This is a genomic window from Dysosmobacter sp. Phy (assembly GCF_054476235.1).
Map to the genome: position 1 here is coordinate 841,052 of NZ_CM136997.1, position 17,480 is coordinate 858,531.

19 protein-coding genes are annotated in these 17,480 nt (G+C 64.9%); 13 read left to right on the top strand and 6 right to left on the bottom strand.

Features of this window, described 5'->3' with window-relative positions; genetic code table 11:
• Positions 1 to 92: 92 nt before the first annotated feature.
• The 8 genes from mutY to ACVDHE_RS04250 are packed head-to-tail and all read left to right on the top strand — an operon-like array spanning position 93 to position 4,690.
• Positions 93 to 1,196: an A/G-specific adenine glycosylase gene (mutY, locus tag ACVDHE_RS04215; protein WP_458885704.1), complete on the top strand. Its 1,104-nt coding sequence runs from the start codon at positions 93 to 95 to the stop codon at positions 1,194 to 1,196.
• Entirely contained in the window at positions 1,193 to 1,960 is a 768-nt protein-coding gene (locus ACVDHE_RS04220; protein ID WP_458885705.1) for a hypothetical protein, read from the top strand. The genes mutY and ACVDHE_RS04220 overlap by 4 nt, the downstream gene beginning before the upstream one ends.
• Positions 1,961 to 1,963: 3 nt before the next feature.
• Positions 1,964 to 2,212, top strand: coding sequence for a hypothetical protein (locus tag ACVDHE_RS04225; RefSeq protein WP_458885707.1), 249 nt, complete (start codon positions 1,964 to 1,966; stop codon positions 2,210 to 2,212).
• A gap of 4 nt (positions 2,213 to 2,216) precedes the next feature.
• Positions 2,217 to 2,426, top strand: coding sequence for a hypothetical protein (locus ACVDHE_RS04230; protein ID WP_213036980.1), 210 nt, complete (start codon positions 2,217 to 2,219; stop codon positions 2,424 to 2,426).
• Positions 2,423 to 2,749: a PF20097 family protein gene (locus tag ACVDHE_RS04235; RefSeq protein WP_458885708.1), complete on the top strand. Its 327-nt coding sequence runs from the start codon at positions 2,423 to 2,425 to the stop codon at positions 2,747 to 2,749. Before ACVDHE_RS04230 ends, ACVDHE_RS04235 begins: the two co-directional genes overlap by 4 nt.
• 1 nt (position 2,750) lies before the next feature.
• Positions 2,751 to 3,230 (top strand): PF20097 family protein, encoded by a 480-nt coding sequence (locus ACVDHE_RS04240; RefSeq protein ID WP_418724797.1) that lies wholly within the window; start codon positions 2,751 to 2,753, stop codon positions 3,228 to 3,230.
• A 3-nt stretch (positions 3,231 to 3,233) separates the two neighbouring features.
• Positions 3,234 to 3,821 (top strand): thymidine kinase, encoded by a 588-nt coding sequence (locus ACVDHE_RS04245; protein WP_325226109.1) that lies wholly within the window; start codon positions 3,234 to 3,236, stop codon positions 3,819 to 3,821.
• The gene (locus tag ACVDHE_RS04250; RefSeq protein ID WP_458885709.1) at positions 3,818 to 4,690 is read left to right on the top strand and encodes a radical SAM protein; all 873 of its coding nucleotides are present in this window, start codon (positions 3,818 to 3,820) and stop codon (positions 4,688 to 4,690) included. The genes ACVDHE_RS04245 and ACVDHE_RS04250 overlap by 4 nt, the downstream gene beginning before the upstream one ends.
• Positions 4,691 to 4,740: 50 nt before the next feature.
• Here the strand turns inward: ACVDHE_RS04250 and ACVDHE_RS04255 are convergent, their stop codons facing one another.
• The 3 genes from ACVDHE_RS04255 to ACVDHE_RS04265 form a co-directional block, all read right to left on the bottom strand.
• Entirely contained in the window at positions 4,741 to 5,757 is a 1,017-nt protein-coding gene (locus tag ACVDHE_RS04255; protein WP_458885710.1) for a putative ABC transporter permease, read from the bottom strand.
• 70 nt (positions 5,758 to 5,827) lie between these two features.
• Entirely contained in the window at positions 5,828 to 7,108 is a 1,281-nt protein-coding gene (locus ACVDHE_RS04260) for an HlyC/CorC family transporter (RefSeq protein WP_458885711.1), read from the bottom strand.
• A 300-nt stretch (positions 7,109 to 7,408) separates the two neighbouring features.
• Positions 7,409 to 10,423, bottom strand: coding sequence for an S-layer homology domain-containing protein (locus ACVDHE_RS04265; protein WP_458885712.1), 3,015 nt, complete (start codon positions 10,421 to 10,423; stop codon positions 7,409 to 7,411).
• 275 nt (positions 10,424 to 10,698) lie between these two features.
• On the opposite strand from ACVDHE_RS04265, the gene ACVDHE_RS04270 reads away from it, so the two are divergent.
• Complete coding sequence (locus ACVDHE_RS04270; RefSeq protein WP_213036988.1) at positions 10,699 to 10,887, top strand: ferredoxin; 189 nt, start codon at positions 10,699 to 10,701, stop codon at positions 10,885 to 10,887.
• A 38-nt stretch (positions 10,888 to 10,925) separates the two neighbouring features.
• Here the strand turns inward: ACVDHE_RS04270 and hemW are convergent, their stop codons facing one another.
• Positions 10,926 to 12,146 carry a radical SAM family heme chaperone HemW gene (gene hemW, locus ACVDHE_RS04275; protein ID WP_458885713.1) on the bottom strand — a complete coding sequence of 407 codons (1,221 nt, stop codon included), beginning with the start codon at positions 12,144 to 12,146 and terminating at the stop codon, positions 10,926 to 10,928.
• Between the two features lie 121 nt (positions 12,147 to 12,267).
• Between hemW and ACVDHE_RS04280 the strand changes: the two genes are divergently transcribed.
• A complete protein-coding gene (locus ACVDHE_RS04280) occupies positions 12,268 to 12,711 on the top strand; it encodes a SpoVA/SpoVAEb family sporulation membrane protein (protein WP_458885714.1) in 444 nt (147 codons plus the stop codon).
• Between the two features lie 111 nt (positions 12,712 to 12,822).
• Positions 12,823 to 13,680 carry a hypothetical protein gene (locus tag ACVDHE_RS04285; protein ID WP_458885716.1) on the top strand — a complete coding sequence of 286 codons (858 nt, stop codon included), beginning with the start codon at positions 12,823 to 12,825 and terminating at the stop codon, positions 13,678 to 13,680.
• Between the two features lie 232 nt (positions 13,681 to 13,912).
• On the opposite strand, the gene ACVDHE_RS04290 is transcribed toward ACVDHE_RS04285, so the two are convergent.
• The gene (locus ACVDHE_RS04290) at positions 13,913 to 14,293 is read right to left on the bottom strand and encodes a desulfoferrodoxin family protein (RefSeq protein ID WP_325226169.1); all 381 of its coding nucleotides are present in this window, start codon (positions 14,291 to 14,293) and stop codon (positions 13,913 to 13,915) included.
• A 403-nt stretch (positions 14,294 to 14,696) separates the two neighbouring features.
• On the opposite strand from ACVDHE_RS04290, the gene ACVDHE_RS04295 reads away from it, so the two are divergent.
• Positions 14,697 to 16,691 (top strand): DNA gyrase/topoisomerase IV subunit B, encoded by a 1,995-nt coding sequence (locus ACVDHE_RS04295; RefSeq protein ID WP_213036992.1) that lies wholly within the window; start codon positions 14,697 to 14,699, stop codon positions 16,689 to 16,691.
• Between the two features lie 189 nt (positions 16,692 to 16,880).
• Here ACVDHE_RS04295 and ACVDHE_RS04300 read toward each other — a convergent pair whose 3' ends face one another.
• Positions 16,881 to 17,123, bottom strand: a complete 243-nt coding sequence (locus ACVDHE_RS04300; RefSeq protein ID WP_458885717.1) for a hypothetical protein — start codon at positions 17,121 to 17,123, stop codon at positions 16,881 to 16,883.
• A 119-nt stretch (positions 17,124 to 17,242) separates the two neighbouring features.
• On the opposite strand from ACVDHE_RS04300, the gene ACVDHE_RS04305 reads away from it, so the two are divergent.
• Positions 17,243 to 17,479: a helix-turn-helix domain-containing protein gene (locus tag ACVDHE_RS04305; protein WP_458885718.1), complete on the top strand. Its 237-nt coding sequence runs from the start codon at positions 17,243 to 17,245 to the stop codon at positions 17,477 to 17,479.
• Position 17,480 lies beyond the last annotated feature (1 nt).

Below are 17,480 nucleotides of genomic sequence, written 5' to 3' on the forward strand. Positions count from 1 at the left end.
CCCCTTTCCGTGCTTATCGTATACCTTCCACAAAGGGGAAAGTCAAGGGGTTTCAGAAATTTTCCCGCCAAGGGGTGGGAAGCGGCGGCGGGATGTGGTACAATCATAGCATGTGCGACATGAAGCTGACAACCGAAAAGATTTTGCCAGCCCTGCCCGCCCCCCTGTTGGCCTGGTACCGCCAAAACGCCCGGGACCTGCCCTGGCGCCGGACGGCGGATCCCTACCGGATCTGGGTGTCGGAGATCATGCTCCAGCAGACCCGGGTGGCGGCGGTGCTGGGCTACTACGCCCGGTTTCTCGCGGCCTTCCCCTCGGTGGAGGCTTTGGCCGCCGCGCCGGAGGACCGGCTGATGAAGCTGTGGGAGGGCCTTGGATATTACAGCCGGGCCCGAAACCTCCAGAAAACCGCCCGGATCGTGGCGGAGCGGGGCGCCTTTCCGGACACCTTCCAGGGCCTGCTGGCTCTGCCGGGCATCGGGGAGTACACCGCCGGCGCCATCGCCTCGGCGGCCTTCGGCGCCCGGGAGGCGGCGGTGGACGGCAACGTCCTGCGGATCTTCACCCGGCTGACGGACTGCCATGACGACATCGCGGACCCCAGGGTCAAGCGGACCGTCCGGGACGCCCTCCAGGCAGTGATGCCGGAGACGGCAGAGGACATCCGCATCTTCAACCAGGCCACCATGGAGCTGGGCGCCACGGTCTGCGTCCCGAACGGGCCGCCCAGGTGCGAGGCCTGCCCGGTGCGGGAGCTGTGCCTGGGTCGAATGCGGGGCACGGCGGAGGCCCTGCCGGTAAAGCGGGCCAAGAAGGCCCGCCGCACGGAGGAGAAAACGGTCTTTTTGCTGCTGCGGCAGGGCCGGGTGGCCCTGCGGAGGCGGCCTGACAGGGGGCTGCTGGCGGGCCTTTGGGAGTTTCCCAACGCCGAGGGCGCGCTGGACGAGCCCGCCGCCGGAGCGGCGGTTTTCGCCTGGGGCCTGACGCCCCGGGTCTGGCGCAGCCGCCTGACGGCCAAGCACATCTTCACCCACGTGGAGTGGCACATGACCGGCTACGCTCTGGAGGTGTCCGGAGACGGGCCGGAGGACTTTTTCTGGGCGGACGAAGCGGCCCTGGCGGCCCACGCGGTGCCCTCGGCCTTCGCCCGGTATTACGCCCAGGCCATGGAGATCCTGAGGGAGGCTGCGCCATGAGGCTCCTGCTGGTCCTGCTTCTCTTCCGGCCGGCACGGCGGCTGGCCGAAAAGGTCCGGGCATGGCGGCGGCACCGGAAGCTGGTCCGCCAGCTGCGGGACCTGGGCGTCTACGGCGGGACTATCACGGCGGACCGCTCCAAAAGCGACCGCCCGGCGCCGCCCGTTCCGGCGCCCTGCCGGGAGCCGGACGGACCGGTGTCCTTCGGCTGCAAGACCGCCTGGCTGGCCCTGCGCTGCGGCAGCCCGGAGCCGGTCATCTCCGCCCTCCGGCCCGGTCTGCGGCAAAGCGCCAACTGGACCACCGGGCTGGCGGCGGCCCAGGCGCAGTCCGGGGGATGGGTCTTCGTCTCCCCGGTGCTGGACGGCTTCGTGCTGGCCGTGGGAGACGGGCTTTTTGCGCTGGCAGAGCGCCAGGAGGAACTGAACGCCTTGGCGGCGCAGTTTCCGGAGGTGCAGTACTTTGCCAGCCACCGGGTCTCCTCCTCTTACTGCTGGGCCCGGTACAAGGCGGGCCGCTGCCTGCGGGCGTATTGCACGGAGGACGGCAGGGTCCTCCGCAATACCGGCGCGTTGACACCGGAGGAGCAGGCGCTGGGCTTCGGCGCCTTTCCTGCGCAAGATGGGCAGGATGCGGACCGCCAGCCCGGCGAGGAGGACGTGCTGGACATCGCCGCCGCCTGGGGCGTGGACCCCAGATTTGAAACACCATATCCGCCGTCCACCGGGTGGCTGTGCCGTCCGAACGGCTGGAAGGAGGAGTAACCAATGGGTCTGCTGGTAGGCCTGCCGCTGATGCTTTTACACATGATAATGGTTATTTTGCGTCTCATATTGCCCATTTTGCTGATCCTGCTGGTGATCTGGCTGATTCGCCGGAGCCGCCGGGGCGGCGGTCCCTCCGGCGGGCAGAAGCCCCCCAAGGAGCCCACGTTCCACGGCCCGGTGTACACCGTGGACTACGAGGACGTGGAGGAGGACCAGCCGCCGGAGGGCGGGAACGGCCGGGAGGGGTGAGGTCGTGGAGCTCATCAACATCCTGGGCATCGCCCTGCTGGCGCTGCTGGTGCGCAAGCTGATCTGGTGCTTTTTGTGGCTGTGGTGCTACTACCGCGGCCGCAAGACGCCGGAGCCCATCCCCTTCCTGCCCCGGCGGAGCGGAACCCTCTTTTCCGACCACGTCCGCCAGGCCCGGGAGGAGCCGGATCAGAGTGAGGAGGAAGAACGATGACCGCTGCAAACGGCGCTTCCCGGGAGACGGCCGATGCCCTGACCTGCCCCTGGTGCCAAACGGACATGGAGCCGGGCTACCTCTATTCCGGAGACAGTATCCGCTGGGTGGACCGCAGGCCCGGCGCCATCCTGGGGGCTCTGTCCGCCGGGAAGGAGCTGTACGTCAGCGACGAAGGCATCACCACGGCGTACAAGCGCTGCTGGTATTGCCCCTCCTGCCGCCGCCTGGTGGCCCAGCTGTCTGAGGAAGCCCGCCCGTCCACGGAGGAGTGCCGGGACGAGTTCCTGCGGTATGCCCAGCAGGCGAAAGGACGGAAGTAAGATGGCCTTTTGGAAAAAGAGCGAGGACCCCTGGGATATTGACCCGGAGAAGCGGCGCCCCGCGCCGCAGCCGGATACGGAGGACCGGGACCCGGACACGGGGCTTCTGGAGGACCTGCGGACCTGGAATGAGAACCGGAAGGCGGAAAAGGCCCTGCGGGAGACGCCGCCGGCGCCCATCCCCTGCCCCTGGTGCGGAGGAGAGATGGAGCCGGGCTATCTGGTGGGCGGACGGGATGCCGTCCGCCTGGTGCGCCGGCGCCCCGGCGGACTGCGCCTGATGGACCCGGAGGACACCCTGTACCTCCAGGGCGACGGCACCTTCTGGTGCGACTACAAGATCGCCTGGACCTGCAAAGCCTGCCGGAAACTGGTGCTGGACCTGCCCGAGGAAGCGAATGAGGACGCACCCCAGGCGGCATATGAAGAAGAGCTCCGCCGGTACGCGGACCAGGCAAATATGAGAGAGGAAGAAGACTGACCGATGGCACAGCTTTATTTCAAATACGGAGCCATGGGCTCCAGCAAGACCGCCAACGCCCTGATGACCCGCTTCAACTATGAGGAGCGGGGCCAAAAGACGCTCCTGGTGAAGCCCCGGATCGACACCCGGGACGGGGACCACATGGTGGTCTCCCGGATCGGCCTCACCTACCCCTGCATCTACTTCGACGAACTCCGGGCCCTGTCCGTCATGGAATTGCAGCAAAATGCCTGCGTCATCGTGGACGAGGCCCAGTTCCTCACCCGCGAGGAGGTCATGTATCTGGTGGGCCTGGTGGACGACCTGGGCATCCCCGTGATCTGCTACGGCCTGCGGGCAGACTTCAAGGGGGACCTGTTCCCCGGCAGCGAGGCCCTGCTGGTCATGGCGGACAAGCTGGAGGAGGTCAAGACCGTGTGCTGGTGCGGCCGAAAGGCCACCTTCAACGCCCGCTTCGACCGCAGCGGCAAGGTCCTCAAGGAGGGCGAGCAGGTGGTCCTGGGGGCCAACGACCAGTACATCGGCCTGTGCCGCCGGCATTGGATGGCCGGGGACCTGGGCCCGGACTTCGACGTAGACCGCCTATGATCTGCCGTCTGTGCCCGCGAAGCTGCGGTGCGGAGCGGACCGCAGACCAGGCCGGGGGCCTTTGCGCCATGCCGTCAGCCCCCGTGGCGGCCAAGGCCATGCTGCACCAGTGGGAGGAGCCGTGCCTGGTGGGCAGCCATGGGGCGGGCTGCGTGTTCTTCTCCGGCTGCAACCTCCGCTGCCGCTTCTGCCAGAACGGCGTCATCTCTCAGGAGGGCTTCGGCAAGCCCCTGACCGTGCCGGAGCTGCGGGCGGTGTTTCAATCCCTGGTGGACCGGAGCGCCGCCTGCCTGGACCTGGTGACCCCCACCCACTTCACGCCCGCCGTGGCGGAGGCCCTGGGGGACGGGGAATGGCCGGTGCCGGTGGTTTGGAACAGCAGCGGCTACGAAAAGCCCGAGACCCTGCGGCTGCTTACGGGCAAGGTCCAGGTGTACCTGCCGGACCTGAAATACGCCCTGGCGGAGCCCGCCCGGAAATACTCCGGCGCGGCGGACTACTTCGACTGGGCCAGCGCCGCCATTTGGGAGATGTTCCGCCAGACCGGTCCCTATGTGATGGAGGGCGGGCAGCTGAAGCGGGGCGTGCTGATCCGCCACCTGCTGCTGCCGGGCGAGCTGGAGAACACCCGCCGCTGCATCGATTGGGTGGCGGAGACCTTTGCACCGGGACAGGTGCTCTTCTCCCTCATGAGCCAGTACACCCCTCAGCCCGGCGCCCAGGGGAACCTCCGCCGCCACGTGACAAAGGCGGAGTACCGGGCCGCTGTGGCCTACATGGAAAACTGCGGCATCACCGACGGCTACACCCAGGAGCGCACCTCCGCAAAGGAGGAGTACACCCCGGACTTCGACCTCTCCGGTCTGTGAGCATGAAAAAATCCGTTTCCGCGAAAGCGGAAACGGATTTTTTTGATCCATCAGTCCCGGTCCCCGTCGCTCAGCCTGCGCAGGGACTCCAGAGCCTCGGACAGCCGCCCGCCGCTGCTGGCGGTGGGGTTGCCCCGCAGGATGCGCACGGCCTGGCGGTAGGTCCGCTCGGTCCGGGCCCGGACGGCGGCCTCCCGGTCCCGGAGCTTCTCCAGGGCCTCGCCGATCTCCGCCCGGCGGCGCTCCAGGGCCTCGCCGGTCAGCTCGCTCTCCAGCCGGGCCTGATAGGCCTCCAGGGCCTGGGCGATGTTGCGCAGGGCCTTCAGCTTGGCCGAGGTCCGGCGGCGCAGGGACTCCTCCAGGGCCTCCCGGCGGCGCAGCTTCCGCTGGGTCCGGGCGCTCTCCAGGCGCTCCTGGAGCAGCAGCTTCTCCACCTCGGTCTTTTCCCGGAAACGGCGCAGGTCATCCTCGGCAAAGGCGGAGACCACCTCCACGCGCTTGGCGATCCGCCGCAGCTCCTCGTTTTCCTCGGTGAGCCGGGTGAGGATCTCCCGCAGGTCCAGAGCGGCCTGGGTGGAGCGGACCACATCCACGGTGAAGGCCGCCGTCAGGGCCAGGGCCGCCGGGTCCACCAGGAAGGCAGGTACGCTGGTCAGCAGCCGCCCCACCGGCGGGTGGAGAAAGCGCACCAGCAGAATGGAGAAGAAGCCCCAGGCGATGGAGCTGCTCAGGCAGATATGTCCGTTGAGGTTGAACCGCTTTTTGGAGTAGTCCCAGTAGCGGACCTTGAACAGCCGCTCCATCACATCGCCGGTCACATACTCCAGCGCCGTGGCGGCGATCATGCCCAACAGCCACACCAGCCACAGGTTCTCCTCCGCCGGCAGCGTCACAAACAGGATCAGAATGGCGCCGCTGCCGTAAATGGGCAGCAGCGGCCCGTGGAGGAACCCCCTGTTCACCCACTGGCGGCGGCAGACGGAGACATAGCAGCTCTCCCACACCCAGCCCAGGAAGCAATAGAGGAAAAACAGCAGGACCCACTGTCCCGCGGAATAGACGTGCATATGCGCTCCTTTCAGAAAAAGGCCCGCCGCCATTTCCGGGCTGCCGGAAAGGCGGCGGGCTCCTCTATGTTCAGTGTTCCTCGCCGCTGTGGGCCAGCTCCTCCTGGAGTTCCTCCTCCGGCAGGACCCGGACCCGGATCTCCAGCACCCGACGGTGATCCACCCGGGTGACGGTCACGTCCAGACCCTGGGCGCGGAAGTGGTCCCCCACCTGGGGCAGGCGGCCCAGCTCCTGGATCACCCAGCCGGAGACGGTGCTGGCGTCGCAGTCACCGGACAGGGAGAACAGATCGTACAGATCCGTCAGGTCGGCGCCGGCGGCGATGAGATAGGTCCCGTCCTCCTGCTTGCGGAAGGACTCAATGACCTCGTCGTGCTCATCCCAGATCTCGCCCACCAGCTCCTCCAGGATGTCCTCCAGGGTCACCAGGCCCTCGGTGCCGCCGTACTCATCCACCACGATGGCCATGTGGGTCTTTTTCTTCTGAAGGACCCGCAAGAGGTCACCCAGCTCAGCGTTGCCCGTCGTATAGTGGACCGGGGCGACACAGCCGGAGATATCGCTCTGGCCCCGGTAGCGGGCGGCGTGGAAGTCCTTTTCATGGATGACGCCCACGATGTCGTCCACGTCCTTATGATACACCGGCAGGCGGGAGTAGCCGCTCTCGGCGAAGGTGGCGGCGATCTCGTCCATGGTGGCGGAGTCCTCCACCGCCACGATGTCCACCCGGGGGGTCAGGATGTCCCCGGCCTCCAGGTCGCCGAACTCGATGGCGGAGCGGATCAGCTGGCTCTCATGCTGGTCCAGGCCGCCCTCGTTCTCCGCCTCGGAGACCATGGTGATGAGCTCCTCCTCGGTGATGCCTGTATCCCCGGAGGGGCGGAACACCAGGTTCAAAAGCCGCTTCCACTGGGTGAACAGGAAGTTCAGCGGCCGCAAAATCACCAGCAGCACCCGCAGCAGCGGCGCAGAGAGCATGGCGAAGGACTCGGCGTTCTCCTTGGCGATGCTCTTGGGGGAGATCTCGCCGAAGATCAGCACCACCAATGTCAATACCACCGTGGAGACCGTGGGGCCATACTCCCGGAACAGCTTGGTGAAGAGCACCGTGCCGATGGTGGTGGCGGTGATATTGACGATGTTGTTGCCAATAAGGATGGTGGAGATCAGGCGGTCAAAATCCTCCGCCAGGGCCAGGGCCAGAACGGCCTTGCGCTCCCCGGCATCCGCCCGGTTCTTCATCCGGATCTTGTTCATGCAGGAAAAGGCCGTCTCCGTGGCGGAGAAATAGGCCGACATCATCACCAGCAGGGCGATGGCCACGATCATGCTGATACTGGAACTGTCCATGGGGGAAATCATCACTCCAAAACGATCAAAATTTCAGGGAAACGCGAAAAAGGGCAGTCTACCCCCTCAGAGGTCCGGCTGTCCTTTCAACATTCACACATATTCGAGGCTGTGCAGGCGGAGGTTGGTCCACGCGCGCTCACGATTCCCTTCCCGGCCGCATTGGGCCGTGTAATTGAAAAGCATCATATCACACCCCCGGTCAAAATGCAAGTACAGGTTGTGAAAAGAGGCCCTTTTCTCCGAAGCGGCCGGAAAAGGCCCGCCGTCCGGAGACGGCGGGCCTTTGTAAAACGCGGGTCACATGAGGTTGTAGAGGATCTTGGCCATCTGGCCCCGGGTGATGTTGGCCTGGGGCTTGAAGCTGCCGTCGGCGTAGCCGCTGATGACCCCCTGGGCCGCCATGGTCTGAATGTAGTAGGTGGCGTAGGCGGGGATGGATCCGGCGTCGGTGAAGGTCAGCTCCACGGTGGCGTAGCCCTTGGCCTGGGTGCGGCCGATCATGGTGGCCGCCTGGGCCCGGGTCAGGTTGGAGCCGGGGTTGAAGTACAGCCGCCCGTCGGAGCCGGTGGAGCCGTTGATGATGCCCTCGGTGTACAGGGCCTTGACCGCCGCCAGGGCGTAGTCCGGGATGGAGGCCAGGTCGGCGAAGGGCAGCGTCACGTCGGCGTAGGCGCTCTCCTCCAGGCCCAGATACCGGTACAGCATGGCGGCGAACTGGGCCCGGGTGATGTTCTGGTCCGGGCGGAAGGTGCCGTCGGCGTAGCCGGTGGTGATGTTGGCGTTGTACAGGTAATCCACGTAGGCGGCCGCCCAGTAGCCCTGGGTGTCGGTGAACACCGGCGTCCAGTCGGCGGCGGTGGGCACGTCGTAGGAGGCCCGGCCGATATTGCCGGAGGCGTCCCGGGCGGTGACGGTGATCCGGTGGGGCTTGCCGTCGGAGACCACGGAGGTGGTCAGCACGCCGCTCTCGGCGCTGTACGTGAAGTTCTGGGCTGCTCCGTCCCAGGTGACGGAGATGCTGGACTGGGGCAGCACGCCGTCCACGGCGTCGGAGATGGCGGCGGTCAGGGTCTCGCCGCCGGGGGTCAGAGTGATCTGAGGCACAGCGTTGTCCAGCACGTTGTCAAAGGTGGCCACGATCTGATCGAGGTACACGGTGCCGGTGCCGGCCGCAGCGCCCCGGACCTGCAGGCCCTGGATGGCAAAGTCCTCTCCGGCGGTGGAGACCGTCACCTGCTTCCAGCCGGTGAAGTCCAGCACGGCGATGTCCTGGGCCAGGTCGCCCTGGGCGCCGCTGCTGTACAGCAGGGACAGGGTATTGCCGGAGCCGTCGCCGTAGACCCACATGCTCAAAGCGGTGTAGACCTGGTTGGAGATCTCCGTGGCGTTGCCCGCCTGCCACCGGGCAACATAGGTGCCGGTGCCGTCGTCAGCCAGGGTGTAGTCCACCTTGGCGGAGCCCCGGCCCAGCTTCACGGTGTCGGCGCTGTGGTTGAGGCTGAAGTCCATGTTGCTGCCGCTGCCGCGGAAGATGGTGGTGGTTCCCTCAAAGTCCTCCACGGTCTGCAGCGTCAGCGTGGAGACGGTGACGTTCACCGTGGCGCTCTTGCCGCCGGCGGAGACGGTGATGGTGCCGGTGCCGGGCGTGGTGGCGGTAAAGACGCCCTTGGCGTCCACGGTGCCGATGTTGCCGGTGACGGTCCAGGTGAAGGCCTCCGGATCCGCCTTCAGGGCCAGGTGCCGGTAGACGGCGGAGGCGGTGAGGGTGGTGGCGGAGCCGGGCGCCACGTTCAGCGCCGTGACGGCGTTGGACTTGCTGTCCCGGACGGTGATGCTGTCCGGCGTGGTGATGGCGTGGACCACCGTGGAGCCGCTTTTGCCGCCGCTGGAGGCGGTGACGGTGACATCGCCGCCGGAGGCGGGCGTGGTGAGAACATCGCCCTCCACCGTGCCGGCGGAGGCACTGAGGGTGTAGCTGCCGGACATGGGGATGTAGTTGGTATCAATGGCGGCGGCAGAGATGGTGACCTTGCTGCCCGCCAGGACATAGTCGTTGTCGGCGCTGACATAGAAATGGCTCAGCTGGCCGGAGGGCTGGCTGGGAGCCACCAGGAACAGGTGGTTGGTGACGGAGCGCTCGCCGCCGTCGGAGGGAACGTTGACCGTGGAGGCGGTAGTCTCATCCGGCGCGGTGACGGCCAGGGTGGTGGAGCCGCCGCCATCCAGGCACAGCGCCGTGACACAGCCCAGTTCGACCATCCGCTGGCCCACCTGAGTCATGGAGGCGCCGATGGAGTGGCCGGACTTGCGCCCGTCAATGGTGTAGAACACCACGGTACCGTCTCCCTTGACGCCCACGGCGGTCCGGGGATTCACGCCGCTGGGCAGGCCGGAGACCACGGAGCCGTTCTCCACCAGGGAGTACAGCGCGCCCACTGCGTACTGCACTTCCTCCCAGCCGCTGTTGCCGGTGAGGGTCAGGGTGACCGTACTGCCAACGGGAACGTTGCGCAGGGCGTTGGTATAATAGACGTCGGAGAGGTTGTTGGCAGAGAGGACCACCTGGTCGGGACCGATGGCGGTGGCAGCAGTCGCCTCGATCACCTGATCCACCCGCAGCGTGGCGGTGGAGCCGATGGAGAGGGCGCCGTCCACGATGGTGCACAGCACGTCCACACCGGCCTCGGTATTTCCGGTGGTATGGCGGTCGTTGAACTCATAGGTATAGAGGTAGATGCCGCCGGTGGAGACCCGGGCCTTGTTGACGCCGGTGACGCTGCGGATCACTTGGGTAGCGAAGCCGGTACCGTCGTCCAAAGTATAGCCCAGGTCCGCGCTGATCTTTACGCCGGGCTTGCCCAGGATGGCGGTGCCGTCTGCGCGGAAGCCGATGGCGTAATACCCGGCGTCGCTGCTGATCAGCTTGCCCTGGGAGACCACAATGCCGATGGGCAGGCCGGTGGAGGTGTTGTAGAAGTCGCCGTTGATGCCGGCCACCACCCGGTAGCCCTGGGCCTCCAGCCCCTTGGCGGCGGCGGAGACGGTGGACCGGGAGGTCAGGGTGCCGCCGAGGGTGATCATGGGCGTCACGGCGGCGTTGGGCATGTAGGTCACCAGGTTCTCCGTCCGCAGATCGGAGTAGGCGGTGCTCCAGAACACGTTGGTGGACAGCTGGGTCTGCTGGTTGAGCAGGGTGTCCTTGGCGGTCAGGTCCTCGCCCAGAGCCTCGGATGCGGCGGCGCTGATCCCAAGGGAGCAGAGCAAGGTGACCGCCAAAAACAGGGAAAGGGTCTTGCGCAGAAATCGTTTCATAGCGTGCCTCCAAAATCTTGAAAAAGGGGTTGGTCTACATAATCCTATACAGAATAGCACAAAGCGATTGGAAAGTAAATGCCAAACCGGAAACAAAAAATCCCCAGCTTCGGCGGGATCTCCCAGAGGCTCCGCCCGCTCTTTTCGACGGAGAAGGGCAGAAAAAAGTTTCCACTTCTGAAAAAAAGCACTTGGAGTAGGGCCGCCGGTGTATTACAATGGGCTCAGAAGTCCCCCGGACCCGGTGCGGTTCCGGCGGGGAAAGGAGGAGTTCCATGGTCGTCACGGTGGATCCCGGCCGCTGCATCGGCTGCGGCATGTGCGCGGCGGCAGCTCCGGGGGTGTTCCGGGTGGAGGGGCGCGCGTCGGTGGTGATCGCCCAGCCGTCCTCCAGGGCGGAGGAGAACCGGGCCTTTGACGCCGCCAACGGCTGTCCGGTCAACGCCATTTCGGCGGAGCGGTAAAAAAACAGGGAGGGCGCTGCCCTCCCTGTTTTTTCCTCTCAGTCCAGCTGCACCCGGAAGTCCCCCCTGGCGGCGGCCTCCGCCCGGCGGCGCTTGTCCTCCGCGAGAAGCTCCAGCATCCGGCCGATGATCTGGTTGGACACCAGGAAGCCCTCCGGCGTCAGGTGCCAGCGCCCCTCGGTCTCCACGGCGTAGCCCGCCCGGGCGCACTGGTCCAGCAGCGGCGCAAAGCAGGAGAAGCGGCGGCGGAAGCGGTTTTCAAACTCCCTCGGGTCCAGGCCCCGGACGGTGCGCAGCCCCAGCATCACCCACTCCGTGTCCCGGTCCATGGGCGGGATGGCCTCACGCTCCGACAGCATGGGCGCCCCGGCCCGGACGCCCCGGATGTATCCCTCCAGATCCCGGGCGTAGGCGTAGCGGACACCGCCCAGGTCCGAGTGGGCCCCGGGCCCGAAGCCCGCGTACTCCCCCAGGGTCCAGTATTTCAGGTTGTGGCGGGATTCCCGTCCGGGCCTTGCGAAGTTGGAGATCTCGTACTGGGCGTATCCCCGCCGGGCCAGGGCCTCCACGGTCCGCAGGTACATCTCCGCCTGGGCCTCGTCCCCGGGCAGGTCCGCCGTGTCCCGGCGCAGATAGAGGGGCGTGCCCTCCTCCACCTTGAGGCCGTAGCAGGAAAGGTGCTCCGGCGAGAGGTCCGCGGCGGCGGTGAGGTTTTCCATCCAACGCTCCCCGGTCTGATGGGGCAGGCCGTAAATGAGGTCCAGGGACAAATTGTCAAAGCCCGCCTTTCTCGCCGCCTCCACGGCAGCGGCGGTCTGCTCCGGAGTGTGGATCCGGCCGATCTCCTCCAGCTCCGCCCCGTCGGCGGACTGCATCCCCAGGGACAGCCGGTTGAACCCGGCCTTCCGCAGCCGCTTCAGCTCCCGCCGGTCCCCGGCGGAGTCCGGATTGGCCTCCAGAGTGATCTCCGCGTCCTTCGCCACCCCGAACCGCTTGAACACGGTCCTGAGGATCTTTTCCAGCCGCTTGGCGCCCAGATAGCTGGGCGTCCCGCCGCCGAAGTACACCGTGTCCACCCGGTAGCCGGTGAGGTAGGCGGCCTGCTCCGTCAGGTGGGCGCACAGGGCGTCGGCATAGTCGTCCATCCGGCCCTCCGCCCCCGCCAGGGAGTAGAAGTCGCAGTAGGCGCACTTGCGCTTGCAGAAGGGGATGTGGATATACAGCCCCAGGGGCTTTTTCTCCGGCGCGGCTTGTCTCATAGCGGTGTCCTCCCTTGTTGATCGCCCACCATGATACCCCCTTCCGCCCGGCTTTGCAAGGCGCATATTTCTCTCCGGCCCCGGGCACCCTATGGAAAACACTTGAAAAGAGGGCGTTTTCATGGATATGACTCCCCAGGAATACAAGGCCTACGTCAAGCAGAAAGCCAAAAAGTCCCCCATCCTCCGGGACACGGCCCTGGCCTTCTGCATCGGCGGCGCCATCTGCGTGCTGGGCCAGCTGATCCAGAACGGCTGGGCCGCCGCCGGGCTGGACAAGGAGGCGGCGGGCACCGCCACCTCCTGTTCCCTGGTGTTTCTCTCCGCCCTGCTGACGGGGCTGAACCTCTACAACAAGCTGGCCCGGTTCGGCGGCGCCGGCACCCTGGTGCCCATCACGGGCTTTGCCAACGCCGTGGTATCCCCGGCCATCGACTTCAAGAGCGAGGGACTCATCACCGGCATGGCCGCCAAGATGTTCCTGGTGGCGGGGCCGGTGATCGTGTTCGGCACCGCCGCCAGCGTGGTGTACGGCGTGGTCCTGATGCTGCTGGGCCGGGGCTGATGCCTCTTTGCCCGCCCTCTCCCGGGGCGGGCTTTTTCCTGTCCGAGCCCTTGCCGGCCGTCTTTTGCCGTGCTACACTGAGGGTGATCTCAATTCGACCGGGAGGCGCCTATGAAATCTTTGCACACGGCCAAATCAGACCATTCCCTCCCCTCCGCCCCGCGGCGGACCCTGGCCGCGCTGCTGGCGATGGTGCTGGCCGTGCTGTGCTGTGCCTGCGGGCCCGCCCGAACAGATGCCGCGCCAGAGGAGCCGCCCCCGTCCGGCGCCGTCTCTGAACCGCCGCAGGAAACAGCGGAGGACCCCTATCCGTCACTGCTGGAAGCTTACCGGGAGGCCCTGAGCGCTCGGCAGGCCGATCCGGAGCACTGGGAAAATGAGGGCTCCGACCTGCTGGCTTACAACATTTTGGTCAATCCCTTCTGGTCCTGGGAGAGAAAGACCGACGGCCTGTTGGACGGGGTGGGCTTCGCCCGGGCCGATCTGGACGGAGACGGCACGGAGGAACTGCTGCTGGGCTGGACTGCGGCCAGCGGCGAGGCCTGGAACCTGGAAGCAGGCTACTTCTTCGCCCTCTACGCCGCCGAGGACGGCCGGGCGGTCCCGGCCCTGGAGGGCTGGGAGCGGAACCGGTACGTGGCCGGACGGGACGGATTCATCTACAACGACGGCTCCGGCGGCTCCTGCAACAGCGTCTACATCAAATACCGCTTCGACCCGTCAGCGGAGGGGTACCTGGTGCCGGTGGAGGGTCTGCACTCCTGGCCCAGCGACGACCCCCAGGCCGCGGAGTGCCTGTGGCTCCACCTGACCGACCCGGAGGATGTGGCCGCCATCTGGGAGACGGCGCCGCGGCCGGAGCTGGAGATCTCCCAGGCCGAAGCCCTGGCCCTGGGGGACGGCTGGATGGCCTCCGGCACCGACCTGGACGTCACCCCCTTCTCCCAATACGCCTCTTCCCAGCCGTGAAAACACGCCCCCGGTGCTGTGCACCGGGGGCGCTCAGAGCGGCAAAAAAGACTTTTCGCCGCTCTGAGCAAGTTTTTTGAACGTTCAAAAAACTTATGATTGAACACGAAAGACACCCCTCCTGGGTTTCTTTCGTAACTTTCTTCCTTCCCGCCGCGCAGGTTTTCCCTCTCTATTTGGCAAGCCGAGCGCCCCCGGTGCTGTGCACCGGGGGCGCTTTTTGCTTACAGGCTTACAGTTCCTTCTTCCACAGGCCGTGGAGGTTGCAGTACTCGTAGACCGCCTTCACCTGCTGGCCGGGAGCCAGGGCGAACACCGCCTCCGGGGCCTCGCCGGGATGGAACCAGTGGACCAGAGCGTCCCGCTCGGTCTCCACGGCTACCCACTGGATGAAGTGCTCCTCCACCATGGGATGGGCCACAGAGCCCACGGCCACCTTCACCAGATTGCCCTCCACGGTGACCACAGGGACGTGCTTCTCCACGGCGGCGTCGGTGACGCCGGCCTCCAGCAGCTCCATGGGCTGCCCGCAGCAGTGCAGGGGCACCTTGGAGGAGGTGAGCTTGGTGACGATGTTTCCGCAGCGGCGGCAGATATAGAATTTCATGGCAATTCTCCTTTTTCCTTTTATTGCAGAGTCCCTTTCGGAACTCCCATCTCTCTTTGATGATAGGATACCACGCTTTCGCCGTTTTACAAGATGGCAAATGCAACATCCGCCCAAAAGCCTCCGAAAAAAGAGGTCGAACTTTTTTCCGCAGTTATGTAGTTGACATAACGGTGTGGATAACTCTGTGGAAACTGTGCAAAACCTTGATAATCAACCCCTTCCCCGGGTGACGGCCCTGTTATGGGAAATTTTACGCAACAACCTTTTCCGGGAAAACCGGAAAAGAAACAGAAACCGGGCGGAAGGGGCGGCTTTTTGGCGGCGCCCTTGAACCCCGGGGGGCGTTGTGCTACAATAGCGATATTATGGAATCTTAGGCGCATTTGCGCCTTTCACGGAGGAACCAATGGCAACCAAGAAACAGGATTACGGCAACGACAGCATTTCTGCCCTGAAGGGCGCGGACCGGGTGCGCAAGCGGCCCGGCGTCATTTTTGGCTCCGACGGGCTGGACGGCTGCCAGCACGCGGTGTTCGAGATCCTCTCCAACTCCATCGACGAGGCCCGGGAGGGCCATGGCAAGACCATCACCGTCACCCGCTTCGCCGACCGCTCCATCCAGGTGGAGGACATGGGCCGGGGCTGCCCGGTGGACTGGAACGAGAAGGAGCAGCGCTACAACTGGGAGCTGGTGTACTGTGAGCTCTACGCCGGCGGCAAGTACGACAACCTCTCCGGCGACAACTACGAGTACTCCTTGGGCCTCAACGGCCTGGGCGCCTGCGCCACCCAGTACGCCTCCCGCTACATGGATGTGACCGTCTGGCGGGATGGCTTTGAGTACCACCTCCACTTCGAGCGGGGCGAGCTGGTGGGCCAGCTGGAAAAGACCCCCCTGCCCAAGTCCCAGGTCAAAAAGACCGGCACCCGGACCCGGTGGCTGCCGGACCTGGACGTGTTCACCGACATCGCCATCCCGGCGGAGTACTTCGCCGACGTGATGAAGCGTCAGGCGGTGGTCAACGCCGGCATCACCTTCCGCCTGCGCAACGAGACGGAGCCGGGCCAGTTCGAGGAGACGGAGTTCCTGTACGAAAACGGCATCGCCGACTATGTCTCGGAGCTGGCCGGCGAGGGCGCTCTCACCGCGCCGGTGTTCTGGCAGGCGGAGAAGAAGGGCCGGGACCGGGCGGACAAGCCGGAGTATAAGGTAAAGCTCAGTACGGCTGTCTGCTTTTCCAACAAGGTCAACGTCATCGAGCACTACCACAACTCCAGCTGGCTGGAGCACGGCGGCAGCCCGGAAAAGGCCACCAAATCCGCCTTCGTCTCCGCGGTGGACAAGTACCTGCGGGACCAGGGCAAGTATCAGAAAAACGAGAGCAAGGTCACCTGGGCGGACATCGAGGACTGCCTGGTGCTGGTGTCCAACAACTTCTCCACCCAGACCAGCTACGAAAACCAGACCAAGAAGGCCATCACCAACAAGTTCGTCCAGGAGGCCATGACGGAGTTCCTCCGGTCCAACCTGGAGATCTACTTCATCGAGAACCCCTTCGACGCTGAGAAGATCGGCGAGCAGGTGCTCATCAACAAGCGCAGCCGGGAAAGCGCGGAGAAGCAGCGGCTGAACATCAAGAAGAAGCTCTCCGGCAGTATCGACATCGCCAACCGGGTCCAGAAGTTCGTGGACTGCCGGTCCAAGGACCCGGACAAGCGGGAGATCTATATCGTGGAGGGCGACAGCGCCCTGGGCAGCGTCAAGCAGAGCCGGGACGCGGAGTACCAGGGCATCATGCCGGTCCGGGGCAAGATCTTGAACTGCCTGAAGGCCGACTACGCCCGCATCTTCAAATCCGAGATCATCACGGACCTCATCAAGGTCCTGGGCTGCGGCGTGGAGGTCCAGAACAAGCACGTCAAGGACATGGCGGCCTTCGACCTGGGGAACCTGCGGTGGAACAAGGTCATCATCTGCACCGACGGTGACGTGGACGGCTTCCAGATCCGCACGCTGATTTTGACTATGCTCTACCGCCTGACCCCCACCTTGATCCGGGAGGGGTACGTCTACATCGCCGAAACCCCCCTCTTTGAGATCAACAGCGGCGAGAAAACCTGGTTCGCCTACTCCGACAAGGAGAAAAACGACATCGTCAAGACCCTGGAGGGCAAGAAGTTCAAGGTGGACCGCTCCAAGGGCCTGGGCGAGAACGAGCCGGACATGATGTGGCTGACCACCATGAACCCGGAGACCCGGCGATTGATCCGGGTGATGCCGGAGGACGTGGAGCGCACGGCGGCGGTCTTTGACCTGCTGCTGGGCGACAACCTCCAGGGGCGGAAGGATCACATCGCGGAGAACGGATACAAGTACCTGGAGATGGCGGATATCTCGTAACTGCCTCCCGGCAGCACCCGGCCGGTGCGATGTGGTCCGCGACCGAGCGGAGCGACGGGAGCCGCGCGTGAGCGCGTATCAAAATCGTCCTGCCGCGCAGCGGCATTCATGCCGCCCCAGGCGGCGGGAATGCCACATCGCCGAGAACGGATACAAGTATCTGGAGATGGCGGATATTTCGTGAGGAACTTATTGAATATCCAGAATATCCGCCCGCTGCCCCGCCATGAGCCGCAGACCCAGCTGCAGTCCAACGGAGAACGCCGCCTCTCCCCACAAGAGGCACAGATCTTCCAGAGCGTCGCTCATGGCAAACCGCTCCTGTGGGGCGCAGTGGTCCAGGATCTTTGATTTGACAGCCTCCGCCTCCCGTTCAGCCCCCAGCCGGGGCAGCGCATAGCGGTCATACAGCCATTCGTAGGTCCCGTTCATTGGATATCCCCCCATGGTTTTATGTGCTCAGTATGCTTGAATATATTCAAGTAGTCAACCATCTTTTGCTTGAAATCTTTCATGTATTTCTTATACTATATCATGCGGAGGTTTGCGCAATGGAGCACACGGAGAGAATTCTGGCCATTATGGATGCCCGGAATATTACCGCCTACAAGATATCAAAAGATACCGGCATTTCGGAAAGCCTGTTCAGCAAATGGCGGGAAAAGCCCTCTTCCAGGGTTTCTTCTGCCAATCTGGTCCGAATCGCGGTCTACTTGGATTGTTCCGTGGATTATCTCCTGGGCCGGACAGATACACCCAACGTCAACAAATCATTGAAGGAATCGTAAA

Bases quoted from the DNA above. Each gene is read 5' to 3' on its own strand.
- ACVDHE_RS04220 (WP_458885705.1), top strand. From the start codon at position 1,193: ATGAGGCTCCTGCTGGTCCTGCTTCTCTTCCGGCCGGCACGGCGGCTG.
- ACVDHE_RS04245 (WP_325226109.1), top strand. From the start codon at position 3,234: ATGGCACAGCTTTATTTCAAATACGGAGCCATGGGCTCCAGCAAGACC.
- ACVDHE_RS04265 (WP_458885712.1), bottom strand. From the start codon at position 10,423: ATGAAACGATTTCTGCGCAAGACCCTTTCCCTGTTTTTGGCGGTCACC.
- ACVDHE_RS04260 (WP_458885711.1), bottom strand. From the start codon at position 7,108: ATGGACAGTTCCAGTATCAGCATGATCGTGGCCATCGCCCTGCTGGTG.
- ACVDHE_RS04270 (WP_213036988.1), top strand. From the start codon at position 10,699: ATGGTCGTCACGGTGGATCCCGGCCGCTGCATCGGCTGCGGCATGTGC.
- ACVDHE_RS04255 (WP_458885710.1), bottom strand. From the start codon at position 5,757: ATGCACGTCTATTCCGCGGGACAGTGGGTCCTGCTGTTTTTCCTCTAT.
- ACVDHE_RS04240 (WP_418724797.1), top strand. From the start codon at position 2,751: ATGGCCTTTTGGAAAAAGAGCGAGGACCCCTGGGATATTGACCCGGAG.
- ACVDHE_RS04285 (WP_458885716.1), top strand. From the start codon at position 12,823: ATGAAATCTTTGCACACGGCCAAATCAGACCATTCCCTCCCCTCCGCC.
- ACVDHE_RS04250 (WP_458885709.1), top strand. From the start codon at position 3,818: ATGATCTGCCGTCTGTGCCCGCGAAGCTGCGGTGCGGAGCGGACCGCA.
- hemW (WP_458885713.1), bottom strand. From the start codon at position 12,146: ATGAGACAAGCCGCGCCGGAGAAAAAGCCCCTGGGGCTGTATATCCAC.
- ACVDHE_RS04295 (WP_213036992.1), top strand. From the start codon at position 14,697: ATGGCAACCAAGAAACAGGATTACGGCAACGACAGCATTTCTGCCCTG.
- ACVDHE_RS04300 (WP_458885717.1), bottom strand. From the start codon at position 17,123: ATGAACGGGACCTACGAATGGCTGTATGACCGCTATGCGCTGCCCCGG.
- ACVDHE_RS04305 (WP_458885718.1), top strand. From the start codon at position 17,243: ATGGAGCACACGGAGAGAATTCTGGCCATTATGGATGCCCGGAATATT.
- ACVDHE_RS04235 (WP_458885708.1), top strand. From the start codon at position 2,423: ATGACCGCTGCAAACGGCGCTTCCCGGGAGACGGCCGATGCCCTGACC.
- ACVDHE_RS04225 (WP_458885707.1), top strand. From the start codon at position 1,964: ATGGGTCTGCTGGTAGGCCTGCCGCTGATGCTTTTACACATGATAATG.
- mutY (WP_458885704.1), top strand. From the start codon at position 93: ATGTGGTACAATCATAGCATGTGCGACATGAAGCTGACAACCGAAAAG.
- ACVDHE_RS04280 (WP_458885714.1), top strand. From the start codon at position 12,268: ATGGATATGACTCCCCAGGAATACAAGGCCTACGTCAAGCAGAAAGCC.